General features: G+C 74.6%; 21 protein-coding genes. 10 read left to right on the plus strand and 11 right to left on the minus strand.

The features are described from left to right. Positions 1–49: 49 nt before the first annotated feature. On the minus strand, positions 50–1,141 hold the full coding sequence (locus AB0398_RS28870; protein ID WP_366378576.1) for an MsnO8 family LLM class oxidoreductase: 1,092 nt from the start codon (positions 1,139–1,141) through the stop codon (positions 50–52). Between the two features lie 209 nt (positions 1,142–1,350). Here AB0398_RS28870 and AB0398_RS28875 point away from each other — a divergent pair, with 209 nt between their 5' ends. Beyond that, positions 1,351–1,839 (plus strand): hypothetical protein, encoded by a 489-nt coding sequence (locus AB0398_RS28875; RefSeq protein ID WP_366378577.1) that lies wholly within the window; start codon positions 1,351–1,353, stop codon positions 1,837–1,839. A 98-nt stretch (positions 1,840–1,937) separates the two neighbouring features. Here AB0398_RS28875 and AB0398_RS28880 read toward each other — a convergent pair whose 3' ends face one another. Beyond that, positions 1,938–2,153 (minus strand): dodecin, encoded by a 216-nt coding sequence (locus AB0398_RS28880; RefSeq protein WP_366378578.1) that lies wholly within the window; start codon positions 2,151–2,153, stop codon positions 1,938–1,940. 274 nt (positions 2,154–2,427) lie between these two features. On the opposite strand from AB0398_RS28880, the gene AB0398_RS28885 reads away from it, so the two are divergent. From AB0398_RS28885 to AB0398_RS28895, 3 genes are all read left to right on the plus strand, one after another. Next, entirely contained in the window at positions 2,428–3,675 is a 1,248-nt protein-coding gene (locus AB0398_RS28885) for an extracellular solute-binding protein (RefSeq protein WP_366378579.1), read from the plus strand. Between the two features lie 143 nt (positions 3,676–3,818). Continuing rightward, entirely contained in the window at positions 3,819–4,619 is an 801-nt protein-coding gene (locus AB0398_RS28890) for a GNAT family N-acyltransferase (RefSeq protein ID WP_366378580.1), read from the plus strand. After that, a complete protein-coding gene (locus tag AB0398_RS28895; protein WP_366378581.1) occupies positions 4,616–5,566 on the plus strand; it encodes a lysophospholipid acyltransferase family protein in 951 nt (316 codons plus the stop codon). Before AB0398_RS28890 ends, AB0398_RS28895 begins: the two co-directional genes overlap by 4 nt. Here AB0398_RS28895 and egtD read toward each other — a convergent pair. The 4 genes from egtD to egtA are packed head-to-tail and all read right to left on the minus strand — an operon-like array spanning position 5,461 to position 9,780. Then, positions 5,461–6,426 (minus strand): L-histidine N(alpha)-methyltransferase, encoded by a 966-nt coding sequence (gene egtD, locus AB0398_RS28900; RefSeq protein ID WP_366378582.1) that lies wholly within the window; start codon positions 6,424–6,426, stop codon positions 5,461–5,463. The genes AB0398_RS28895 and egtD overlap by 106 nt on opposite strands. Then, the gene (egtC, locus tag AB0398_RS28905) at positions 6,423–7,175 is read right to left on the minus strand and encodes an ergothioneine biosynthesis protein EgtC (protein WP_366378583.1); all 753 of its coding nucleotides are present in this window, start codon (positions 7,173–7,175) and stop codon (positions 6,423–6,425) included. Before egtC ends, egtD begins: the two co-directional genes overlap by 4 nt. Continuing rightward, positions 7,175–8,506: an ergothioneine biosynthesis protein EgtB gene (gene egtB, locus AB0398_RS28910; RefSeq protein ID WP_366378584.1), complete on the minus strand. Its 1,332-nt coding sequence runs from the start codon at positions 8,504–8,506 to the stop codon at positions 7,175–7,177. Before egtB ends, egtC begins: the two co-directional genes overlap by 1 nt. Beyond that, positions 8,503–9,780 carry an ergothioneine biosynthesis glutamate--cysteine ligase EgtA gene (gene egtA / locus AB0398_RS28915; RefSeq protein ID WP_366378585.1) on the minus strand — a complete coding sequence of 426 codons (1,278 nt, stop codon included), beginning with the start codon at positions 9,778–9,780 and terminating at the stop codon, positions 8,503–8,505. Before egtA ends, egtB begins: the two co-directional genes overlap by 4 nt. 287 nt (positions 9,781–10,067) lie before the next feature. Here egtA and AB0398_RS28920 point away from each other — a divergent pair, with 287 nt between their 5' ends. Together AB0398_RS28920 and AB0398_RS28925 are read left to right on the plus strand one after the other, a co-directional pair. Continuing rightward, positions 10,068–10,898, plus strand: coding sequence for a TIGR02452 family protein (locus tag AB0398_RS28920; RefSeq protein WP_366378586.1), 831 nt, complete (start codon positions 10,068–10,070; stop codon positions 10,896–10,898). Positions 10,899–10,975: 77 nt separating this feature from the next. Further along, on the plus strand, positions 10,976–11,143 hold the full coding sequence (locus tag AB0398_RS28925; protein WP_366378587.1) for a hypothetical protein: 168 nt from the start codon (positions 10,976–10,978) through the stop codon (positions 11,141–11,143). Between the two features lie 239 nt (positions 11,144–11,382). Here the strand turns inward: AB0398_RS28925 and AB0398_RS28930 are convergent, their stop codons facing one another. From AB0398_RS28930 to AB0398_RS28940, 3 genes are all read right to left on the minus strand, one after another. Beyond that, positions 11,383–12,810 (minus strand): SPFH domain-containing protein, encoded by a 1,428-nt coding sequence (locus tag AB0398_RS28930; RefSeq protein WP_366378588.1) that lies wholly within the window; start codon positions 12,808–12,810, stop codon positions 11,383–11,385. An 82-nt stretch (positions 12,811–12,892) separates the two neighbouring features. Beyond that, positions 12,893–13,123, minus strand: a complete 231-nt coding sequence (locus AB0398_RS28935; RefSeq protein ID WP_366378589.1) for a hypothetical protein — start codon at positions 13,121–13,123, stop codon at positions 12,893–12,895. A gap of 14 nt (positions 13,124–13,137) precedes the next feature. Next, positions 13,138–13,845, minus strand: coding sequence for an alpha/beta hydrolase (locus tag AB0398_RS28940; RefSeq protein WP_366378590.1), 708 nt, complete (start codon positions 13,843–13,845; stop codon positions 13,138–13,140). Between the two features lie 165 nt (positions 13,846–14,010). Between AB0398_RS28940 and AB0398_RS28945 the strand changes: the two genes are divergently transcribed. Then, positions 14,011–14,274: a hypothetical protein gene (locus AB0398_RS28945; RefSeq protein ID WP_366378591.1), complete on the plus strand. Its 264-nt coding sequence runs from the start codon at positions 14,011–14,013 to the stop codon at positions 14,272–14,274. Positions 14,275–14,445: 171 nt separating this feature from the next. Beyond that, complete coding sequence (locus AB0398_RS28950; protein WP_366378592.1) at positions 14,446–15,633, plus strand: thiolase family protein; 1,188 nt, start codon at positions 14,446–14,448, stop codon at positions 15,631–15,633. Between the two features lie 60 nt (positions 15,634–15,693). Here AB0398_RS28950 and trxA read toward each other — a convergent pair whose 3' ends face one another. Further along, on the minus strand, positions 15,694–16,074 hold the full coding sequence (gene trxA, locus AB0398_RS28955) for a thioredoxin (protein ID WP_366378593.1): 381 nt from the start codon (positions 16,072–16,074) through the stop codon (positions 15,694–15,696). Positions 16,075–16,198: 124 nt separating this feature from the next. Here trxA and AB0398_RS28960 point away from each other — a divergent pair, with 124 nt between their 5' ends. Continuing rightward, the gene (locus AB0398_RS28960; RefSeq protein ID WP_366378594.1) at positions 16,199–17,632 is read left to right on the plus strand and encodes an NAD(P)/FAD-dependent oxidoreductase; all 1,434 of its coding nucleotides are present in this window, start codon (positions 16,199–16,201) and stop codon (positions 17,630–17,632) included. Positions 17,633–17,677: 45 nt separating this feature from the next. Here AB0398_RS28960 and AB0398_RS28965 read toward each other — a convergent pair whose 3' ends face one another. Further along, positions 17,678–18,286, minus strand: coding sequence for a TetR/AcrR family transcriptional regulator (locus AB0398_RS28965; RefSeq protein ID WP_366378595.1), 609 nt, complete (start codon positions 18,284–18,286; stop codon positions 17,678–17,680). Between the two features lie 182 nt (positions 18,287–18,468). Between AB0398_RS28965 and AB0398_RS28970 the strand changes: the two genes are divergently transcribed. Beyond that, the gene (locus tag AB0398_RS28970) at positions 18,469–19,884 is read left to right on the plus strand and encodes a cytosine permease (RefSeq protein WP_366378596.1); all 1,416 of its coding nucleotides are present in this window, start codon (positions 18,469–18,471) and stop codon (positions 19,882–19,884) included. The last annotated feature ends 23 nt before the right edge of the window (positions 19,885–19,907 follow it).

Below are 19,907 nucleotides of genomic sequence, written 5' to 3' on the forward strand. Positions count from 1 at the left end.
TTTATGCGCTATCCGGTGGTTGCTCCGGTCGGGTGCGGCCGGACGGGCCTTACGGGAGGGCGTGGGCCGGGCCTTCCGGGAGGACGCGGCCGGGTGGGCGGGACTCTCGGCGCATCCCCTGGGGGAGGGCCCGGGGCGCCAGCCCCACCGCCCGCGCCAGCCGCCGGTACGACGTGCTCAGCGCCTCCCGGTCGTACGTGCTCGTGGTCACCAGGACCTCCTGCGCCCCGGTCTCCCCGACCGCCCGCTCCAGGGCCTCGGCCACCTGCTCCTCCGTGCCGTGCACGTGCCCCCGGAGCCCCGCCTCGTAGAAGCCGCGCTGCTTCTCCGTCATCGCCGACGCCTCGATCCGCTCCGGCGCGTCGAGCGGCGGGAAGACGCCCCGGGTGCGCGAGTACGCCATCGCCCACGCCTCCGGGACGAGCAGTCGCCGGGCCTCCTCCTCGGTGGCGGCCACCACGACCGTCCCGGCGACGACCACGTACGGCTCGGCGGCCCACCGGGACGGGCGGAAGCCGGTCCGGTAGGCGTCGACGGCGGCCAGCAGCCGGTCCCGGCCGCGCAGGTCGCCGACGACCAGCGGCAGACCGGCCGCCGCCGCGATCGCCGCGCCCTCGCCGGTCGCGAGGACGAAGGGCGGGACCCGCAGGCCCTCGGCGGGCCGCGCGTGCACCTGGGGGTGGGCCGTCCGCTCGCCGGTGAACCAGCCGAGGAGCTCGGAGAGCTGCTCCCCGAACCGGTCGGCGTCGTCCTTGTCCCGGCCCAGGGCCCGGCGGACGCCGTCGGTGAAGCCCACCGAGCGGCCGACGCCCATGTCGATCCGGCCGGGGAACAGGGACTCCAGGACGCCGAACTGCTCGGCCACGACCAGGGGGCGGTGGTTCGGGAGCATCACCCCGCCCGTGCCGACGCGGACGGCGGAGGTCGCGGCGGCGACGGCCGCGGCGAGGACCGTGGGCGCCGATCCCGCGACCCCGGGCACCCCGTGGTGCTCCGACACCCAGAAACGGTGGTAGCCGAGGGCCTCGACCTCCCGGGCGAGGCGCACGGTCTCGCGCAGCGCGTGGGAGGCGTCCTCGCCCTCCCGGGTGCGGGAGCGGTCGAGGACGGAGAAGCGGACGTCGCCGGGGAAGCTGCTCACGGTGGGTTCAACGCCGTGGAGTGCGAGGGATTCCCGGCCCGTCCGCAGGCAGGCCCCGCCCCCGGTCCTCGCCCGCCGCCCCGGAGGGGACTCCGCCCTCGGTTCTCGCTTGTCGCCCCGGACAGGGCTCCGCCCGCCGCCCCGGAGGGGACTCCCGCCGTTCCCCGCCCGCCCCTCCCGGCGAGTGCCCCGCCTCCTACCCTGGCCCCGTGACACAGGACAACAGACCCCTCGCCGTCTTCGACCTCGACAACACCCTCGCCGCGACCGCGCACCGCCAGCACTTCCTGGAGCGGAGGCCCAAGGACTGGAGCGCGTTCTTCGCGGCGGCGCCCGACGACCCGCCGCTGGAGGAGGGCGTCGCGCTGTGCCGCGAGGCGGCCGGGGAGTGCGAGGTCGTCTACCTCACCGGGCGGCCGGAGCGGTGCCGCCGCGCGACCGTGGACTGGCTGGCGGAGCAGGGGCTGCCCGCCGGGCCGGTCCACATGCGGCGCGACCGCGACTTCCGGCCGGCCCGGGTGACCAAGGTGGAGGTCCTGCGCCGGCTCGCCGCCGACCGGGCGGTGCGGATGCTGGTCGACGACGACGCGCAGGTCTGCGACGCGGCGGAGGCCGCCGGGTTCACCGTCGTACGGGCCCGCTGGGCCACCCCCTCCGAGGCGCTGAGGGAGGCGCAGGAGGAGGAGGGCCGGACCTGACGCCGCCGCGACGGAGCCGGGCCCGGGGTCTTACGGCCTTCCGGGCCCGTCGGGTTCCGGAGACCGTCAGGTCCGGAAGGCCGTAAGGCCCCGGAGAGTCAGTTCTCGTCCTCCAGGCGGAAGCCGACCTTCAGGCCGACCTGGTAGTGCTCGATCGTGCCGTCGACGAGGTGGCCGCGCACCTGCGTCACCTCGAACCAGTCAAGGCCCCTCAGGGTCTGCGAGGCGCGTTCGATGCCGTTGCGGATGGCCTGGTCGACTCCCTCGGTGGAGGTGCCGACGATCTCGGTGACGCGGTAGGTGTGGTTCGACATGGGGGACGGACTCCTCTCGGTGCGTTCCCTCCACCGTGCCCCAGGGCGCGCCGGGGCGCGACACGACGACCTCCCGGCGGGCCACGGGAATTACCGGTGGTAACGGAACAGACCGTCCCTCCGGGGGGCGGAACGGGATGGTCAAGGACTTGACCATCCCGTTGGTCCAGACCAGAATCCAGGCCACATACCCGCGCGAACACCCCGTTCGGTCCCCCCATGCCGGGTCAGCCCCTACGCACGACCCTGTGCTGAACCGCAGAAGGTGACCCACGTGAAGAACCGACGTCTCGTCTGTCCCCTGGCAGCCGCCACCGCGCTCGCCCTCTCGGGCTGCGGGATGCTGCCGGGCGGCGAGGGCACGAAGACCGTCAACATCTGGCTGATGCGGGACAGCGCCAGCGAGGACTACATCGAGCGCTTCAAGAAGGCGTACGAGGAGGAGCACGGCGGGATCGAACTCCAGTTCACCATCCAGGAGTGGACCGGCATCGGCAAGAAGGTCACCGAGGCGATCGAGGGCGCCGGCGGACCCGACGTCATCGAGGTCGGCAACACCCAGGTCGCCCAGTACGCCGACACCGAGAAGCTGTTCGACCTCACCCTGGAGTCGGTCCGCGACCTCGGCAGCGAGGACTGGCTGCCCGGTCTCGCCGAGCCCGGAAACATCTCCGGCTCCCAGTACGGCATCCCCTGGTACGCCGCCAACCGGATCGTCATCTACAACAAGGACCTGTTCCGGGGCGCCGGCATCGACAAGCCGCCGGCCACCCGCGCCCAGTGGCTCGCCGACACCGAGAAGCTCAACAAGAACGGCTCCCAGGGCATCTACCTCGCCGGCCAGGACTGGTACACCCTCGCCGGCTTCGTCTGGGACGAGGGCGGCGAACTGGCCGTCGAGAGGGGCGGCCAGTGGACCGGCGTCCTCGACAGCCCGGAGGCCCAGCGCGGCATGGCGTTCTACAAGGAACTCCAGTCCCTCGGCGCCGGCCCCAAGAACGCCGACGAGCAGAACCCGCCGCAGGCCGACGTCTTCGCCAAGGGCGACGTGGCCCAGCTCATCGCCACCCCCAGCGCCGTCGCCGCGATCCTCAAGGCCGACCCGGGGCTCAAGGACAAGCTCGGCTACTTCCCGATACCCGGCAAGAAGGCCGACCAGCCCTGCGCCGTCTTCACAGGCGGCTCCGACCTCGTCATCCCGGAGAACGCGCCCCAGCGCGGCGCCGCCCTCGACGTCGTCAAGGCGATGGCCGGCGAGAAGTGGCAGACCGAACTCGCCCGCGCCATGGGCTACGTCCCCAACAAGAAGGGACTCGCCTCCGTCGTCGCCGGCCAGGAGGCCACCGCCGTCATGGCCCGGGGCGCCGCGCGCGGCCGGGCCACCCCCAACTCCCCGCAGTGGGCGAACGTGGAGGGGGACAACCCGATCAAGCCCTACATGACCGCCGTCCTCCAGGGCGAGGACCCGATCAAGGCGGCCCGGAAGGCCTCCGACACGATCACCGACACCCTCGCCGAATAGCATTCAGCGTCCGCACACCCGCGAGCCCCCGGACGGTCACGTCGAATCCAGCCGGTCACGGAAGAAGTGAGGAAGCAAGGAGCCGGGCCACCGCGCGAGCGGCCCCGGCCCCGCCCCTTCCCTTCCGTCCGGAGGCGCCCGCCATGTCCGCACCGACGCACACGCTCGCCGTCCCCGCACAGCCCCGGGCCCGGACCCGGGCCGAGCAGCCCACGCCCCGGTACGCCGTCGGCCTCGCCCGCCACCAGGAGGACGTGCGCGCCGCCCAGCGGCTGCGCCACCAGGTCTTCGCCGGCGAGATGGGGGCCCGGCTCGACGGGCCCGAGCCCGGCCTCGACTCCGACGCCTTCGACGCGTACTGCGACCACCTCCTCGTACGGGAGGAGACCACCGGCGAGGTCGTCGGCACCTACCGGCTCCTGCCGCCCGAGCGGGCCGCCGTCGCCGGACGCCTCTACTCCGAGGGCGAGTTCGACCTCACCCGGCTCGCCCCCGTCCGGCACGACATGGTGGAGGCCGGCCGCTCCTGCGTCCACCCCGCCCACCGCAACGGCGCCGTCATCGCCCTCATCTGGGCCGGCCTCGCCCGCTACATGGCCGAGACCGGCCACAACTGGATCGCCGGCTGCTGCTCGGTCCCGCTCGACGACGGCGGCGCCCTCGCCGCCGCCACCTGGGACACCGTCCGCACCAAGCACCTCGCCCCGGAGGAGTACCGGGTCACCCCGCACCGCCTCTGGAGCCCCGAGGGCGTCGCCCGCCCCGAGGGCCGCACCGAGCTGCCCCCGCTGCTGCGCGGCTACCTCCGGCTCGGCGCCCAGGTCTGCGGCGCCCCCGCGCACGACCCCGACTTCGGCGTCGCCGACCTCTACGTCCTGCTCTCGCTGCGCCGCACCAACCCGCGCTACCTCAACCACTTCCTGTCGCTCGTCCCGGCCCGGTGAACGGACCCGCGACCCTCCCGCCGTGGCTCCCCGCGGCGCCCTGCACCCCGGGTCGCTGCGCCGCCCACCCGGACGGCACCGGCCCCGACCCCGGAGCCGGCCTCCCGCGGGCCCTGGCCCGGCTCGCCGCCGGCACCGTCACCGTCCTCCTCGGCGTCCTCCTCGCCCCGGCCGCCGCCCCACTCCCGCCCGCCGCCCGGCTCGCCCTCGTCCGCCTCTGGACCCGGACGGTGGTCCGCGCCTTCGGCGTCCGCGTCCGCTACGAGGGGACCCCCGCCGCCACCGGCCCCCTCCTCGTCGTCGCCAACCACGTCTCCTGGCTGGACATCCCGCTCCTCGCGGCCGTCCTGCCCGCCCGCACGGTCGCCAAGGCCGAGGTGCGCCACTGGCCGGTCCTCGGCCTCGTCGCCGCCCTCGGCGGCACCCTCTTCATCGACCGGGACCGGCTCAGGGCCCTGCCCGGCACCGTCCGCGCGACGGCCGGGATCCTCGCGGCCGGCGGCCGGGTGGCCGTCTTCCCCGAGGGCTCCACCTGGTGCGGCCGGGAGCGGGGGCGGTTCCGGCCCGCCGTCTTCCAGGCCGCCCTGGACGCCGGCTGCGCCGTGCAGCCCGTACGGATTGACTACCGGCCCGCCGACGCCGCCGCGTACGTCGGGGACGACCCGCTCGCCGCCTCCCTGTGGCGGGTCGTCACCACCCGGCGCCCCACCGCCGAGGTCCGCCTCGCGGACCCCCTGCCGAGCGGCCGGTACCCGGACCGGCGCGCCCTCGCGGCCGCCGCCCAGCGGGCCGTGGCCCTGCGCGGAACCACCCGGCAGGGCCCGGCCCGATGGGTTCCGGCTCAGCGGGCCGTCGCCAGCGACAGCGCGAACCTGTCCCCGTCGTCCGTCCACCAGCGGGCCAGTTCGAGGCCCGCCGCCGCCAGTTCCTTCCGTACGCCCTCCTGACGGAACTTCGCCGACACCTCCGTCCGCAGCTCCTCGCCCGCCGCGAACGGCACCACGAGGTCCAGCTCCGGGATCTTCACGGTGAGCGCGCGGCGGGCGCGCAGCCGCATCTCGATCCACTCCCGCTCGGCGTCCCACACCGCCACGTGCTCGAAGTCCGCCGGATCGGCGTCCGCGCCCAGCTCGCGGTCGATCACGGCCAGCACGTTCTTGTTGAACTCACCGGTCACCCCGGCCGCGTCGTCGTAGGCGGCCACCAGCGTCGCCTCGTCCTTCACCAGGTCCGTGCCGAGCAGCAGGGAGTCGCCCGGCGCGAGCATCGAGCGGACCGAGCGCAGGAAGGTCCGCCGCTCCTCGGGGAGCAGATTGCCGATCGTGCCGCCGAGGAAGGCCACCAGGCGCGGCCCCGGCGTCCCGGGCAGCGCGAGGCCCCGGGTGAAGTCCGCGACCAGGGCGTGCACCCGCAGCTCCGGCCGCTCCGCGAGCAGCGACTCCGCCGCCCCGGTCAGCGCCGACTCGCTCACGTCCACGGGCACGTAGCTGTCCAGACCGGGCAGCAGCGCGTCGATCAGGAACCGGGTCTTCTCGGAGGACCCCGAGCCCAGTTCCACCAGGGTCCGGGCCTTCGTCTCCGCCGCGATCTCCGGCGCCCGCGCGGCCAGGATCTCCCGCTCCGCCCGCGTCGGGTAGTACTCGGGCAGCCGGGTGATCTCCTCGAACAGCTCGCTGCCCCGGGCGTCGTAGAACCACTTGGGCGGCAGCTCCTTGGGGGAGCGGGTCAGACCGTGGACGACGTCGGTGCGCAGATCGGCGCCGGCGGCGTCCGGGTCGAGGGTGCGGGTCAGCTGGTACGGGCTCACGCGGGCGGCTCCTTGAGCGGGGTGAGGGCGACGTCGGTGCGGTCGGCGGTCACGAGCGTCCGCTCGGGCACCTCCCGCCAGTGGGGATCGTCGTCGTACGGTTCGGAGGCCACGACCGCCCGGCCGGGACCCGTCAGGTACCAGAGGCTGTTGCCCCAGGCGGTCGCGGCGATCCGGTCGCCGTCGGTGAGCAGCAGGTTCAGCCGGGACCCGGGGGCCGCCTGCGCGACCTCCCGCACGGTGGCGGCGAGCGCCTCGCCCGGCGCGTCCCCGGCCCGCAGCCGGTGCAGGACGAGCGCCCACACGAGCGCCGAGTCGGTACGGGCCTCCAGCCGCAGCAGCTCCCCGGCGGACAGCGTCGCGGCGAGCGGGGTCAGGGTGTCCGGCCAGCCCGGTACCGCGCCGTTGTGGCTGAACAGCCAGCGCCCGGAGGAGAACGGCGTGGCCGCCGCCTCCCCGTCCGCACCGGGCAGCGTGGCCCCCCGGACCGCCGCGAGCAGCGCCCCGGAGCGCACCACCCGGGCGAGGTCGGCGAAGGAGAGGTCGCCCCAGATCGGCCCGGCGCGCCGGTACCGCGCGGGCACCGGGTCCCCCTCGGCGTACCAGCCGACCCCGAACCCGTCGGCGTTCACCACCCCGCTGGTCTGCGTGCGGGGCTCCCAGGACTGGCGCAGAAGGCCGTGCTCCGGCCGCACGACCAGCTCGCCGAGCGCCACCGGACCGCCCACGTAGGCGATGTGGCGGCACATCAGTCGAGCTCCGCGGAGCGGGCCGTGCGGAAGCCGGAGAAGATCTGGCGCCGCACCGGCAGGTCCCAGTTGCGGAAGGTGCCCCGGCAGGCGACCGCGTCCACCGCGAACGAACCGCCCCGCAGCACCTTGTGCTCCGGACCGAAGAACACCTCCGAGTACTCCTTGTACGGGAAGGCGGTGAAGCCCGGGTACGGCAGGAAGTCGCTCGCCGTCCACTCCCACACGTCCCCGATCAACTGCCGCACGCCCAGCGGCGAGGCGCCCTCCGGATAGCTTCCGGCCGCCGCCGGGCCCAGGTGCCGCTGCCCGAGGTTCGCGTGCTCGGGACCGGGGTCCCCGTCGCCCCACGGATAGCGGCGGGAGCGGCCCGAGGCCGGGTCGTAGCGGGCCGCCTTCTCCCACTCGGCCTCCGTCGGCAGCCGGCGCCCCGCCCAGCGCGCGTAGGCGTCCGCCTCGTACCAGCTCACGTGCAGGACCGGCTCCTCCTCCGGTACGGGCCCGGTCGCCCCGAACCGGCGGCGCAGCCACTGCCCGCCGTCCCGGCGCCAGAACAGCGGTGCCCCGATGCCGTGCTCCCGGATCTGCGCCCACCCGGCGGGATGCCACCAGCGCCGGTCCTCGTAGCCGCCGTCCGCGAGGAAGGCCAGATAGGCGCCGTTGGTGACCGGAGTGGTGTCGATGTGGAAGGCGGGGACCTCCCGCCGGTGCGCCGGGCGCTCGTTGTCGAGGGCCCACGGCTCGTCCGAGGTCCCCATGGTGAACGGGCCGCCGGGGACCAGGACCTCGGCCGGCAGCGGGCCGGTCCGGCGGACCGGCGGCGGGGGAGCGGTCAGGACGGGCGGCCCCTTCCGCAGCTGATGGGTGATCAGCATCGTCTCGTCGTGCTGCTGCTCGTGCTGGGCGACCATGCCGAAGACGAACCCCGCGTCCAGCAGCTGCCGCCCCTCCAGGGGCGCCCGCTCCAGCACGTCGAGGACCCGGAGCCGTACGTCCGCCGCGTAGGCGCGGGCCTCGCCCGGCGGGAGCAGCGGCAGCGACGGGCGCTCGGCGCGCGGGTGCTCGAAGGCGTCGTAGAGCGGGTCGATCTCGGGCCGCAGCGCGTCGCGCCCCGCGACGGCCCGCCACAGCCACTGCTCCTCCTGGTTGCCGATGTGCGCCAGGTCCCAGACGAGCGGCGACATCAAGGGGGAGTGCTGGGCGGTGAGGTCGTCGTCCTCCACGCAGGAGGTGAGGCGCAGGGTGCGGTCCCGGGCCGCGACGAGGGCGTCCAGGGCCCGCGTCCGCAGCGCCTCGGTCCCGGTCTCCGTTCCCGCCGTGTCTCCGGTCATGACGTCACCGCCTCGGGGGTGTCGGCCGGGGAGCTCCCGGGCATCACGTACCGCTCCCGGAAGGCGGCGACCGCCCGCCGCACCTCCTCGCTCGCCCCGATCCGGGGCAGCGCCTCCAGGGCGGCGGAAAAGACCGTCCGCGCGGCGGCGTGCAGGTCCGGATCGGCCAGACCGTCACGGGCCGCCGCCACCCACAGCGGATTGCGCGGCGGGGGATCCTCGCCGGCCCGCTCCGCGAGCGGCTTCACCGCCCGGTAGACGGTCTCCGCCGCCTCCGGGTCGTCGAACACCGCCGTCGTCACGGCCGCCGGCACCATCCAGCCGTCGAGCCCCGGCTGCGCGTCGACCATCCGGAACTCCAGATGGCCGCGCGGCCGCACCGGAGGGAAGAGGGTCGTCATGTGGTAGCGCAGGTCGTCGGCGTCGGCCGGACGGGGGAGCCCCGTGCGCAGCCACTCCCGGAAGGTCAGCCCCTCCGGCACCGCCCACGGCCCCTCCTCGGTCCGCACGCACAGCACCGGGGTGTCGAGGACGTGCGCCGCCCACTCCGCCCGCGGGTCGCCGTCCGACGGGGGCGGGGGCGTCCGCCGCGGCGCGAGCGTCCGCACCGGGTCGAGCTCCGCCCACAGGGCCTGCCGCGTCGAGCGCCAGCCGGTGCGGCGCCCGCCGTGCACCGGGGAGTTGGCGAAGGCGGCCACGAGCACCGCGCCCAGGAGGTGGGCCAGTCGCCACCGCCGCCGGTAGTTCAGCGGGCCCGGCCCGTCGACCCCGGCGTCGAGGCAGATCTGCACCGACGCCGACTCGCACATCATCGCCCGCCCGGCCGGACCCGTCCGGTCGAGGGCGGCCTCCATCGCGTCGTACCGCGGCTCGTGGAGCACCCGGCCGCGCGGCGCCTGCCAGGGATCCACCCCGTAACCGCTGAGGGCGAGGCCGTGGGGCCCGAGCGCGCCCCGCACCGCCCGCAGGTCGGCGGCGAGCGAGTCGAGGCACTCCATGAGGGATCCGGCGGGCCGCGAGCTGAGCTCCAGCTGACCGCCGGGTTCGAACGTCAGGGCCGACACCAGGGGCAGGGCCCGTACGGCGTCGAGGGCCGCGGTGAGCCGTCGCGGCCGTACGGGCACCCGGGGGTCCCGCGACTCGTGCACCAGCCACTCCAGCTCCACCCCCACGGTGCGGGGCGGGCCGGTCTTGAAGCAGATACATCGCAGCAGTTCCTCCGCCTCCGCCTCGGTGAGAGGGGGGCCGCCACGCGGTATGCCGCTCGGCGACATCCGTACACCTCCTGGTCCTCCGGGGGACCGGTCCCGGGACGGTCCGTCCCGTGAGCGCGATCCCGGACGCACCGGAAACAGACTCCGGGAACGGAGCCCCCGGAACGCCACTGGTTCCACCTAAAGCCACGGTCGGGCGGCGTGCAAGAGCGCCCCGAACGGGCCGTACGCGCTCCCCGTGCCCCCGTCCGTCCGGATTTCCCCGTCGTCACGGAAACATTCACCCTCGTCACGGACCGGCGAAAACCCGTTGTCCCGAACGGGAGGAAACGATCATTCTGGCGTCCATGAGTGCACGACTGCGCAGCATCGCGGCCCGGACCGAGGAGATCGTCGCCGCCGGCCACTACCGCGCCCGGGACGGCCGGACCGTCTCCGTCGCCGACGACCTGGCCGCCGCCCTGGCCGGCACCCGGCTCCACGGCCCCGGCCCCGTGGCCGTCACCCCCGACACCGACCGCACGCCCACCCTGGAGGTCACCGGCGAGAGCAGCCTGGCCGCCGCCCGCCGGATGACCGCGGCCGACCCCGCCCGCCCGGTGGCCGTCCTGAACTTCGCCTCCGCCCGCAACCCCGGCGGCGGCTACCTCAACGGCGCCCAGGCCCAGGAGGAGGCGCTCTGCCGGTCCTCCGCCCTCCACGCCACCCTGCTGCGCGTCCCCGAGTACTACGCCCACCACCGCGCCGACCGGGACGTCTTCTACTCCGACCGCGTCATCCACTCGCCCCGGGTGCCGGTCTTCCGCGACGACCGGGGCGACCTGCTCGCCGAGCCCTTCACCGTCGGCTTCCTCACCTCGCCCGCCCCCAACGCGGGCGTCGTCCGCCGCACCGCCCCTGAGCGCGCCGACCGGCTGCCCGCGGCCCTCGCCGCCCGCGCCGAACGCGTCCTGGAGACGGCCGCCGCGGCCGGCTACCGACGGCTCGTCCTCGGCGCCTGGGGCTGTGGGGTCTTCCAGAACGACCCGGAACAGGTCGCCGGCGCGTTCACGGCGCTGCTCACCGGGGACGGCCGGTTCGCCGGCCACTTCGAGGAGGTCGTCTTCGCCGTCCTGGACCGCGCCTCCGGCGCGCCGACGCTCGCCGCCTTCGCCCGGGTCGTCGGCCGTACGGCCTGACGTGCGGCCCCCGCACGCGCGTGCCACGCTGAAGGGATGCGGACCGATGTCCGAAACCCGTCACGGGAGGCACGATCGTGGGCAAGAAACAGACCCGTGTGAACAAGGGGGCCCGCACCGGCGGCCACGAACACCGCACCGACGCGGCGGCTAAGGAGAAGGCCTCCCGGGTCACCGCGCCGGAGACGCCGATCTCGGCGGTGGAGCACGGCCACCGCAAAGAACGCAGGTTCGGCCACAACTGACACGGGTCCGACCGCGACCGTGACCACGCCGACGTCACGGCCGCGGTGGGACCGAAGGGCCCGACGCCACCACGGCGCCGGGCCCCGACTGTGCCCGGGGCGCGGGCACGGCCCGGCTCGTACGGCCCGTATCCGGAGCGTGGACCCGGCCCGTACCCCGTGGGCGCGGACCGGGTCCGCATCCGCAGTGCCGGACCCGGCCCGCCCGTGGAGACGCGGGCCCGGGTCGTCGTCGGGACCTACCCCTCCTCCTCCCGGACCGTGATCTCCACCCTCTCCGACACGCTTTCCGCCGTCCGGGGCGCCGGCGGCACCAGCCCGCCCAGCTGGTCCCGCGCCGCCGGGCTCATCGTGGCGAGGAGCTGCCGGGCCAGGCCGAGGCCGGTGCCGCCCATCGTCAGGGCCTTGGCGAAGACGTCCGCCATGCCGTCGGCGCCGTTCAGGAGCACCATCTGGTCGACGTTCCCGAAGGCGGACGCGCCCGCGGAGACGATCTCCGGCCACTTCTCGGCCAGTTGCTGGGCGACCACCGCCTCCTGGTTCTCCGCGAGCGCCGCCGCCCGCGCCTTGATCGCCTCGGCCTCCGCCAGACCCTTCGCGCGCGTGGCCTCCGCGACCGCGAGGCCCTTCGCGTGCTGGGCCGCCGCCTCCGCCTCGCCCGTGAGCCGGGTCGCCGTGGCCTTGGCCGCGCTCGCCAGCTCGGTCTCCTTCGCCTCGGCCTCGGCGGCCGAGATCCGGGCGTCGCGCTCGGCCTCCGCCAGCGTCCGGGTCTCGTACGCCATCGCGTCGGCCGGCTTGCGGACCTCCGCCTGGAGCTGCTGCTCCTTGCGGTGCCCCTCCAGCTCGGCGACGCGCGTCTCCTGCACGACGACCTCCTGGCGCGAGGCCGCCTCGGCCAGCGGACCGGCCTGCCGGGCCTTGGCCGAGGCCTGGTCCCGCTCGGCCTGGTAGCCCGCCTGGAGGATCTCGCTGTCCCTGGTCGCCTCCGACATGCGGGCCGCGGCCTGCTGCTCCGCCTCGGTCGCCCGCCGGTTCGCCTCCGCCTGTGCGATCCGCGCGTCCCGCTGGACGGCGGCGGCGTGCGGCGCGGCCAGGTTCTTGATGTACCCGGTCGGGTCCTCGATCTCGTGGATCTGGAGCGAGTCGACGATCAGCCCGAGCTTCTCCATCTCCGTGCCACAGGCCGACCGCGCCTGCCCGGTCAGCTTCTCCCGGTCGCGGATCATGTCCTCCACGGTCAACCCGCCGACGATGGCGCGGAGATGACCGGCGAAGACGATGTGCACCCGCTCGCTCATCAGCTTCTGCTGGTCGAGGAAGCGGCGGGCGGCGTTGGCGATCGACACGAAGTCGTCGCCGACCTTGAAGATCACCACGCCGCGCACCTTGAGCGGGATGCCCTGGTGGGTGACGCACTCGACGGACAGCTGCGTCTCGTTGAGGTCGAGCGAGAGCTTGCGCACCGCCTGCACCCCGGGCAGCACGAGGGTGCCGCGCCCGGTGACGATGCGGAACCCCATGCCCTCGCCGAGGCCCTCGTTCTTGTGGTTGGAACCGGAGATGATCAGCGCCTCGTTGGGTTCGGCGACGCGCCACATCATCTTGAAGACAGCGATCAGAACGGCGACGGCGCCGACGGCGGCGCCCGCGATGATCCCGATGCCCATGGGCAAGGTCCCCCTTCACCGGAGCCGAGCGGACCCGGTGAGGGGAGTGTGCGCCCGGGACGGGCGCCGCTCAACGCCTCCGTCAACCCTCGTACGCGGCTGTGACGTAGACGGTGCGCGGAGGGAGATGTTCCATGACGGTGACGACCGTTCCGACCTCGATCCGCTGCTTCGGCACGGCCGGATGGGCGAGGAAGTGCTCGGCGCCGCCCCGGATCCGGACGATCACCTCACCGACGAGCCCCGGCCCGACGGTGCCGGTCACCCGGCCGAGCAGTCCCACCATCGAGGTCTCCATCGACGCGTCGTCCATGACCGAACGGTACGTCAGATCCAGCCGTCGAGGGCGGACATGAACCCGTCGAAGTCGTCCCGGTGGACGGTGTGCCCGGTCCGCGCCACCGTACGGACCTCGAAGCCGCGCTCCGTCAGCATCCGGGCGTCGCCGGGCGCGACCAGCAGGCTCGGGTCGGCGAGGGCGACGAGCGAGGGGACGACGGGCCGGGCCGGCCACAGGTCGGCGCCCACGAACGGCGTCAGGCCGTGGGCCGTCCGCTCGTCCCACACCCGTACCGCCGCCGTCTCGTCCTCGACGTCCTCCTCCGACCAGGCCGGGTTGAGCCCCCGGACCATCTCGCGGGTCAACTCCTTTCCCCGGACGAAGAGTTCGGCCCGGTAGCCGAAGGGCCCCGACCGCAGGTGCCAGGCCGGGTCGGAGTACACCGCACGGGCGGGCTTCAGCCGCTCCACCGCGCGGGAGAGCACGAGCGCCCCCAGCGAGTGGCCGACGGCCAGGTCGACGCCGTCCGGCACGGTCTCCACGAGGTCGTCGGCGTAGTCCTCCGGCCGGTACTCCTCGGGGCCCGCGCCCCGCCCGCTCGCCCCGTGCCCCCGCAGGTCCACGGCGACCACCCGGTAGCCGCGCTCCGCGAGCGCGGGCCCGACCCGGCGCCAGGTGCGGTGGTCGGCCATGATGCCGTGGACCAGCAGGGCCGTCCGGTCCCCGGACCCCCACGTGGTGGTGTGCAGACGCACGGTGCCGCCCCTTCGTCCCTCTCCGCCGTCCGGAGCGCCTTGCCGGCGTCTCCGGTACCGGACACAGTACGGCGGCGGGGAGGGACGGAGGGGCGGTGCGGGGAGGGGCCGGCCGGTCTCGCGGGTCGTCCGGCGCGAGCCCCGCCGAGCGCTTAGCGTCGACGCATGAGCACAGTTCCGAAGCGATTCGAGATCCTGCTGGTGCCCGAGCACGTCGAGGACCGCCACGGCGCCTCCGTCGCGGACAGCGCCGTCCGCTCGGCCGTCGTGGAGGCCACCGGACGGCACGGCGAGACCGGCTACCCGATCTACGAGGGACACGGCATCCGGGCCGACATCGACCCCGAGACGCGTACGGTCGAGGCGCTGCTCGTCGACGGCCGGGAACTCGACTACGCCCTCACGCCCCTGGTCCGTCCCGCTCCCTGACCAGCCCTCCCGCCCGCCGAAGTGCCCCGCATCACCCGCGTACGTCCTGAAACGCTCCGTTGACAGGGCGGGCCGTCGGGCAGAGACTCTGCGCGCCCGGTGGGACGAAAAAGGTTCTACCGGCCGAACAGACGAACAGAGTCGTTCCGAAGGTCACGTGGGAGAGAACCGATGAGCATCCGCGACGTCTACATCGTCGACGCCGTCCGCACCCCGATCGGGAAGTTCGGGGGCGCCCTCGCCCCCGTGCGTCCCGACGACCTCGCGGCCCATGTCGTACGGTCGCTCGTCGACCGCTCGCCCGCGCTCGACCCGGCCCGCGTCGACGACGTCTACTTCGGCGACGCCAACGGCGCGGGCGAGGACAACCGCGACGTGGCGCGGATGGCCGTCCTGCTCGCCGGACTGCCCGTCACCGTCCCCGGCGTCACCCTCAACCGCCTCTGCGGCTCCGGCCTGGAGGCCGTGATCCAGGCGGCCCGCGCCATCGCGCTCGGGGACGCCTCCGTGGTGATCGCCGGCGGCGTCGAGTCGATGTCCCGCGCCCCCTGGGTCCTCCAGAAGCCCGAGCGGGCCTTCCCCGCCGGACACCAGCAGCTCCACTCCACGACGCTCGGCTGGCGCATGACGAACCCGCGGATGCCCGCCGAGTGGACGGTCTCCCTCGGCGAGGGCGCCGAGCTGGTCGCCGACCGGCACGGCATCACCCGCGAGCAGCAGGACGCCTTCGCCCTCGCCAGCCACCGCAAGGCCGCCGAGGCCTGGGCGAAGGGCCTGTACGACGACGAGGTCGTGCCCTACCCCGACGTGGACCTGACCCGCGACGAGTCGATCCGGGACACCACCTCCCCGGAGGCCCTCGCCCGGCTCAAGCCCTCCTTCCGGGCCGAGGGCGGCACCGTCACGGCGGGCAACTCCTCCCCGCTCAACGACGGCGCGGCCGCCCTGCTCCTGGTGGACGAGGAGGGGCTGCGCGAGACCGGCCGCGAACCGCTCGCCCGCATCCGCACCTCCGCCGTCACCGGCATCGAGCCCCAGCTCTTCGGCCTCGGCCCGGTCGAGGCGGTCCGCCGGGCCCTGGACAAGTCGGGACGCTCCTTCGCCGACCTGAGGACCTTCGAGCTCAACGAGGCCTTCGCGGCCCAGGCGCTCGGCTGCCTCGCCGAGTGGCCGGAGCTGGACCCGGAGCTCGTCAACCCGCGCGGCGGGGCCGTCGCGATCGGCCACCCGCTCGGCGCGTCCGGCGCCCGGCTCGCCGGATCCGTGGCGCACCAGCTCGCGGCGGCCGGCTCGGGCACGGGCCTCGCCGCCCTCTGCATCGGCGTCGGCCAGGGCCTGGCGCTGGTCCTGGAGCGCTGAGACCGCGCGGACACGCCGAAGAGGGGTACGGGAAGTCCTCCCGTACCCCTCTCGCGTTCGCTACTGCTGCGCGTTCCCCTGCGCCTGGGCGTTCTCGACGGACTTGCGCACCTCGTCCATGTCCAGCTTCCGCGCCTGGCCGATGAGGTCCTCCAGGGCGACCTCCGGCAGCGCGCCCGGCTGCGCGAACACGGCCACCTTGTCGCGCACGATCATCAGGGTCGGGATCGACTGGATCTCGAAGGCCGCCGCCAGCTCCTGCTGGGCCTCGGTGTCGACCTTGGCGAAGACGAGGTCCTGGTGGCGCTCGGACGCCGCCTCGAAGACCGGGCCGAACTGACGGCAGGGACCGCACCACGAAGCCCAGAAATCGATCAGAACGAACTCGTTGTCGCCCACGATCTCGTCGAAGTTGTCCTTGGTGAGCTCTACGGTGCTCATACCTGCCTGCCTTTCGGGGTCTCCTGGTGGTGTCCTCACGGTCCCCGGGGGACTCGCCGGGCACAACGGCGTATCGAGCCGCACTATTCCAGGCCCCTGCCCGCAGACTGGGATCATGACACATATGGTGGAAGACGAGCAGGTCTACGACGTGGTGGTACTGGGCGCGGGGCCGGTCGGCGAGAACGTCGTCGACCGGGTGCGGGCGGCCGGTCTGAGCGCGGCGATCGTCGAGAGCGAGCTGCTCGGCGGCGAGTGCTCGTACTGGGCCTGCATGCCCAGCAAGGCGCTTCTGCGGCCCGGGATCGCCCGCTCCGACGCCCGCGCGCTCCCCGGTCTGCGCGAGGCGGCCGGCGGCCCCCTGGAGGCGGCGGCGGTCCTCGCCCACCGGAACGAGGTCGTCGGCGACTGGAAGGACGACGGCCAGCTCGACTGGCTGGACTCGATCGGCGTCCGGGTCCTGCGCGGCCACGGCCGCCTCGCCGGACCGCGCAGGGTCGAGGTCGTGAGCCCCGAGGGCGAGCGCCACGTGCTCACCGCCCGGCACGCGGTCGCCGTCTGCACCGGCAGCCGCGCCGTCCTGCCGGAGCTGCCCGGGCTGCCCGGCGCGCGGCCCTGGACCAGCCGCGAGGCGACCTCCTCCCAGGAGGTGCCCGAGCGGCTCGTCGTGGTGGGCGGGGGAGTGGTGGGCGCGGAGATGGCCACCGCCTGGCAGGCCCTCGGCTCGAAGGTGACGATGCTCGTACGGGGCGGGGGCCTGCTCCCGCGCATGGAGCCCTTCGTCGGCGAGCACGTGGCCGAGGCGCTGAGGGAGCGCGGCGCGGACATCCGCGACGGCGCGTCCGTCACGGCGGTGGTGCGGGACGGGGGCACCGGCCCGGTCACCGTGGTCCTGGAGGGCGGCGACCACGTCGAGGCCGACGAGGTGCTCTTCGCGACCGGCCGGGCCCCGCGCACCGAGGACGTCGGCCTGGAGACGGTCGGCCTGGAGCCCGGTTCCTGGCTCGATGTCGACGACAGCCTCCGGGTGCTCGGCACCGACTGGCTCTACGCCGTCGGGGACGTCAACCACCGCGCGCTCCTGACCCACCAGGGCAAGTACCAGGCCCGGATCGCGGGCGCCGCCATCGCCGCCAGGGCGAAGGAGGGGGCCCTCCCGGACTCCGGGAGCTGGGGCGCGTACGCCGCCACGGCCGACCACGCCGCCGTGCCGCAGGTGGTCTTCACCGACCCCGAGGCGGCCGCCGTCGGCCTGTCGCTCGCGGAGGCGGAGCGGGCCGGGCTGCGGGTCAGGGCGGTGGACCTCGACATGACCGGGGTCGCCGGGGCCGGCCTCTACGCGCCGGGCTACCGGGGCCACGCGCGGATGGTCGTGGACCTGGACCGGGAGGTCGTCGTCGGCGCCACGTTCGTCGGCCCGGGGATCGGCGAGCTCCTCCACTCGGCGACGGTCGCGGTCGTCGGCGAGGTCCCGATCGCCCGCCTGTGGCACGCCGTTCCCTCGTACCCGACGCTGAGCGAGGCGTGGCTGCGGCTCCTGGAGGCCTACCGGGGCTGAGGTCCCGCCCGGGACCACCGGGGCCGAGGGCCCGCCCCCGACTCGTCACCGCTCGGCGGGAGCGCCCCGGGGGACCAGGGCCCGCGCCGCCGAGCGGGCCACCTCCAGGGCGCCCTCCGCTCCCTGCCCCAGGACCACCCGGGTGCTCAACCCGTCGAGCAGGGCGAGGAGTTCGGAGGCGCGGGCGCCGGTGTCCAGCGGGGCGAAGCGCCCCCGCGCGACGCCCGCCGCGAGCAGGGCCTCCAGGTCCTCCTGCCAGCCCCGGTCCAGTTCGACCTGGGCCTCGCGCAGCGCGTCGTTCCCGGCCGCGCGGGCCCAGAGCTCGATCCACAGCGTCCAGCGCGGGTCGCGGGGCCCGCGCGGCAGGTAGAGCCGCAGGAAGAGGTCCAGCTTGCGTTCCGCCGCGACCCGCCGGCCGAGCAGCGCCCGGCGCTCCTCGGCCAGCGCCGCCTCGCTCCAGCGGAGGGCGGCGAGCAGCAGCAGGTCCTTGCTGCCGAAGTAGTACAGGATGTGGCCGCCGCTCGTGCCGAGCCGCTCCGCGAGCGCCGACATGGTGAGGGAGGCGAGGCCGTCCTCGGCGATCGCCGCCATGGCCTCCTCCAGCATCCGCTCCTGGGTGACGTGTCCGTCCCGCCGTCGTGCCGTGCCTGCCACCGCCGCCGTCCCCGTCCCGCTCTTCCGTCTGTTCCGCCGTGCGCGGATCCGCCCTGCGAGGGCCCGTCGTGTACGGACCGACCCTAACCGCAACCTCCGAGGGTCTTGACGTGGCCGGAACCTTTCGCACATCTTGAATGCCGTTCTAAAACTTAGAACGGCATTCAAGACAGGAGTGCGGTGTGCTCGGACACGAGACGGCGGCCGTGACCACGGGAACCGCGAGGACCACGGGCCGCGACGAGGTGTTCCAGGTCGAGGAACACGGGATCGACCCCATACCCGACGCCGAACGGCACGGCAGCGCCAAGGACGTCTTCTGGCTCTGGTTCGGCTCCAACCTCACCTTCACCTACGTCATCAACGGCGCCCTCGCCGTCGCCTTCGGGCTCTCCTTCTGGCAGGCCACCGCCGTCGTCGTGATCGGCGGCCTCGCCTTCCTCGCCATCGGCGCGGCCGGCCTCAGCGGCGTGCGCACCGGCACCGCCACCCTCGTCGTCTCCCGCGCAGCCTTCGGCCGCCGGGGCAACTGGCCCGCCGGCCTCCTCAACTGGATCGTCAGCATCGGCTACACCGTCGTGAACACGGTGGTGGGCACCCTCGCCCTCGAAGCCTTCCTCGCCGACCTCGGCTGGAGCGGCGGACACGCCCCCCGCGCCCTGTCCCTCGCCGTCACCCTCGCGCTGACCTTCGCCGTCGCCCTCTGGGGCCACGCCACCGTCCAGTTCGCCGAACGCTGGATGGCGTACGTCCTCGCCGTCGGCTTCGCCGCCCTGGTCGTCCTCGTGCTGCCCGGCGCCGACACCTCCGCCCCCGCCGCCGCGCCCGGCGCCCAGGCCTGGAGCCTCGCCTTCGTCGTCGTGCTCGCGGGCCCCTTCTCGTACCTCCCGATGCCCGCCGACTACACCCGCTACCTGCCCCGCGCGACCTCCCTCAGGGCCGTCACCCGCAGCGCGGCCCTCGGCGGCTTCCTCTCCTCCGTCGCCCTGGGCGTCGCCGGCGCGGCCGCCGCGACCCAGGCCGACATGACCGACGCCGTCGCGGGCGCCGAGGGCCTGCTCCCCGGCTGGTTCCAGCCGCTCTTCCTCGCCCTGGTCCTCGGCGGCTCCGTCACCAACTCGATCATCACGCTCTACTCGTCGAGCCTGAACCTCCAGGTCCTCGGCATCCCCTGGAGCCGGGCCCGGGCCATCGTCATCAGCGCCGCCGTCACCGCCGCCGGATCCCTCGGCGCCCTCTTCCTCACCGACTTCACCACCTCGCTCCTCTCCTTCCTCTCCCTCCTGATCATCGTCTTCGCCCCCTGGGGCGGGGTCTTCCTCGCCGACATGGTGCTGCGCCGCTGCGCCTACGACTCCGCCGGCCTGCACGCGGACACCGGCGGCGCCTACTGGTACCGCTCCGGCTGGCACCCGGCCGGCCTCACCGCCCTCCTCGCGGGCCTCGTCTTCTCCGCGCTCACCTGCGACTCCGAACTGTGGACCGGCCCGCTCGTCGCCCCGCTCGGCGGCGCGGACCTCACCCTGCTCGGCGCGGCCGTCTCGGCCCTGGTGTACGTGCTCCTCGCCCGCGGGCACGTCACCCCGCACCGCCCCTGACAGCCACCGCACCCCCACCCCTC

Origin of the sequence: Streptomyces sp. NPDC086147 (assembly GCF_040702165.1) — a bacterium.
Taxonomy (GTDB): Bacteria; Actinomycetota; Actinomycetes; order Streptomycetales; family Streptomycetaceae; genus Streptomyces.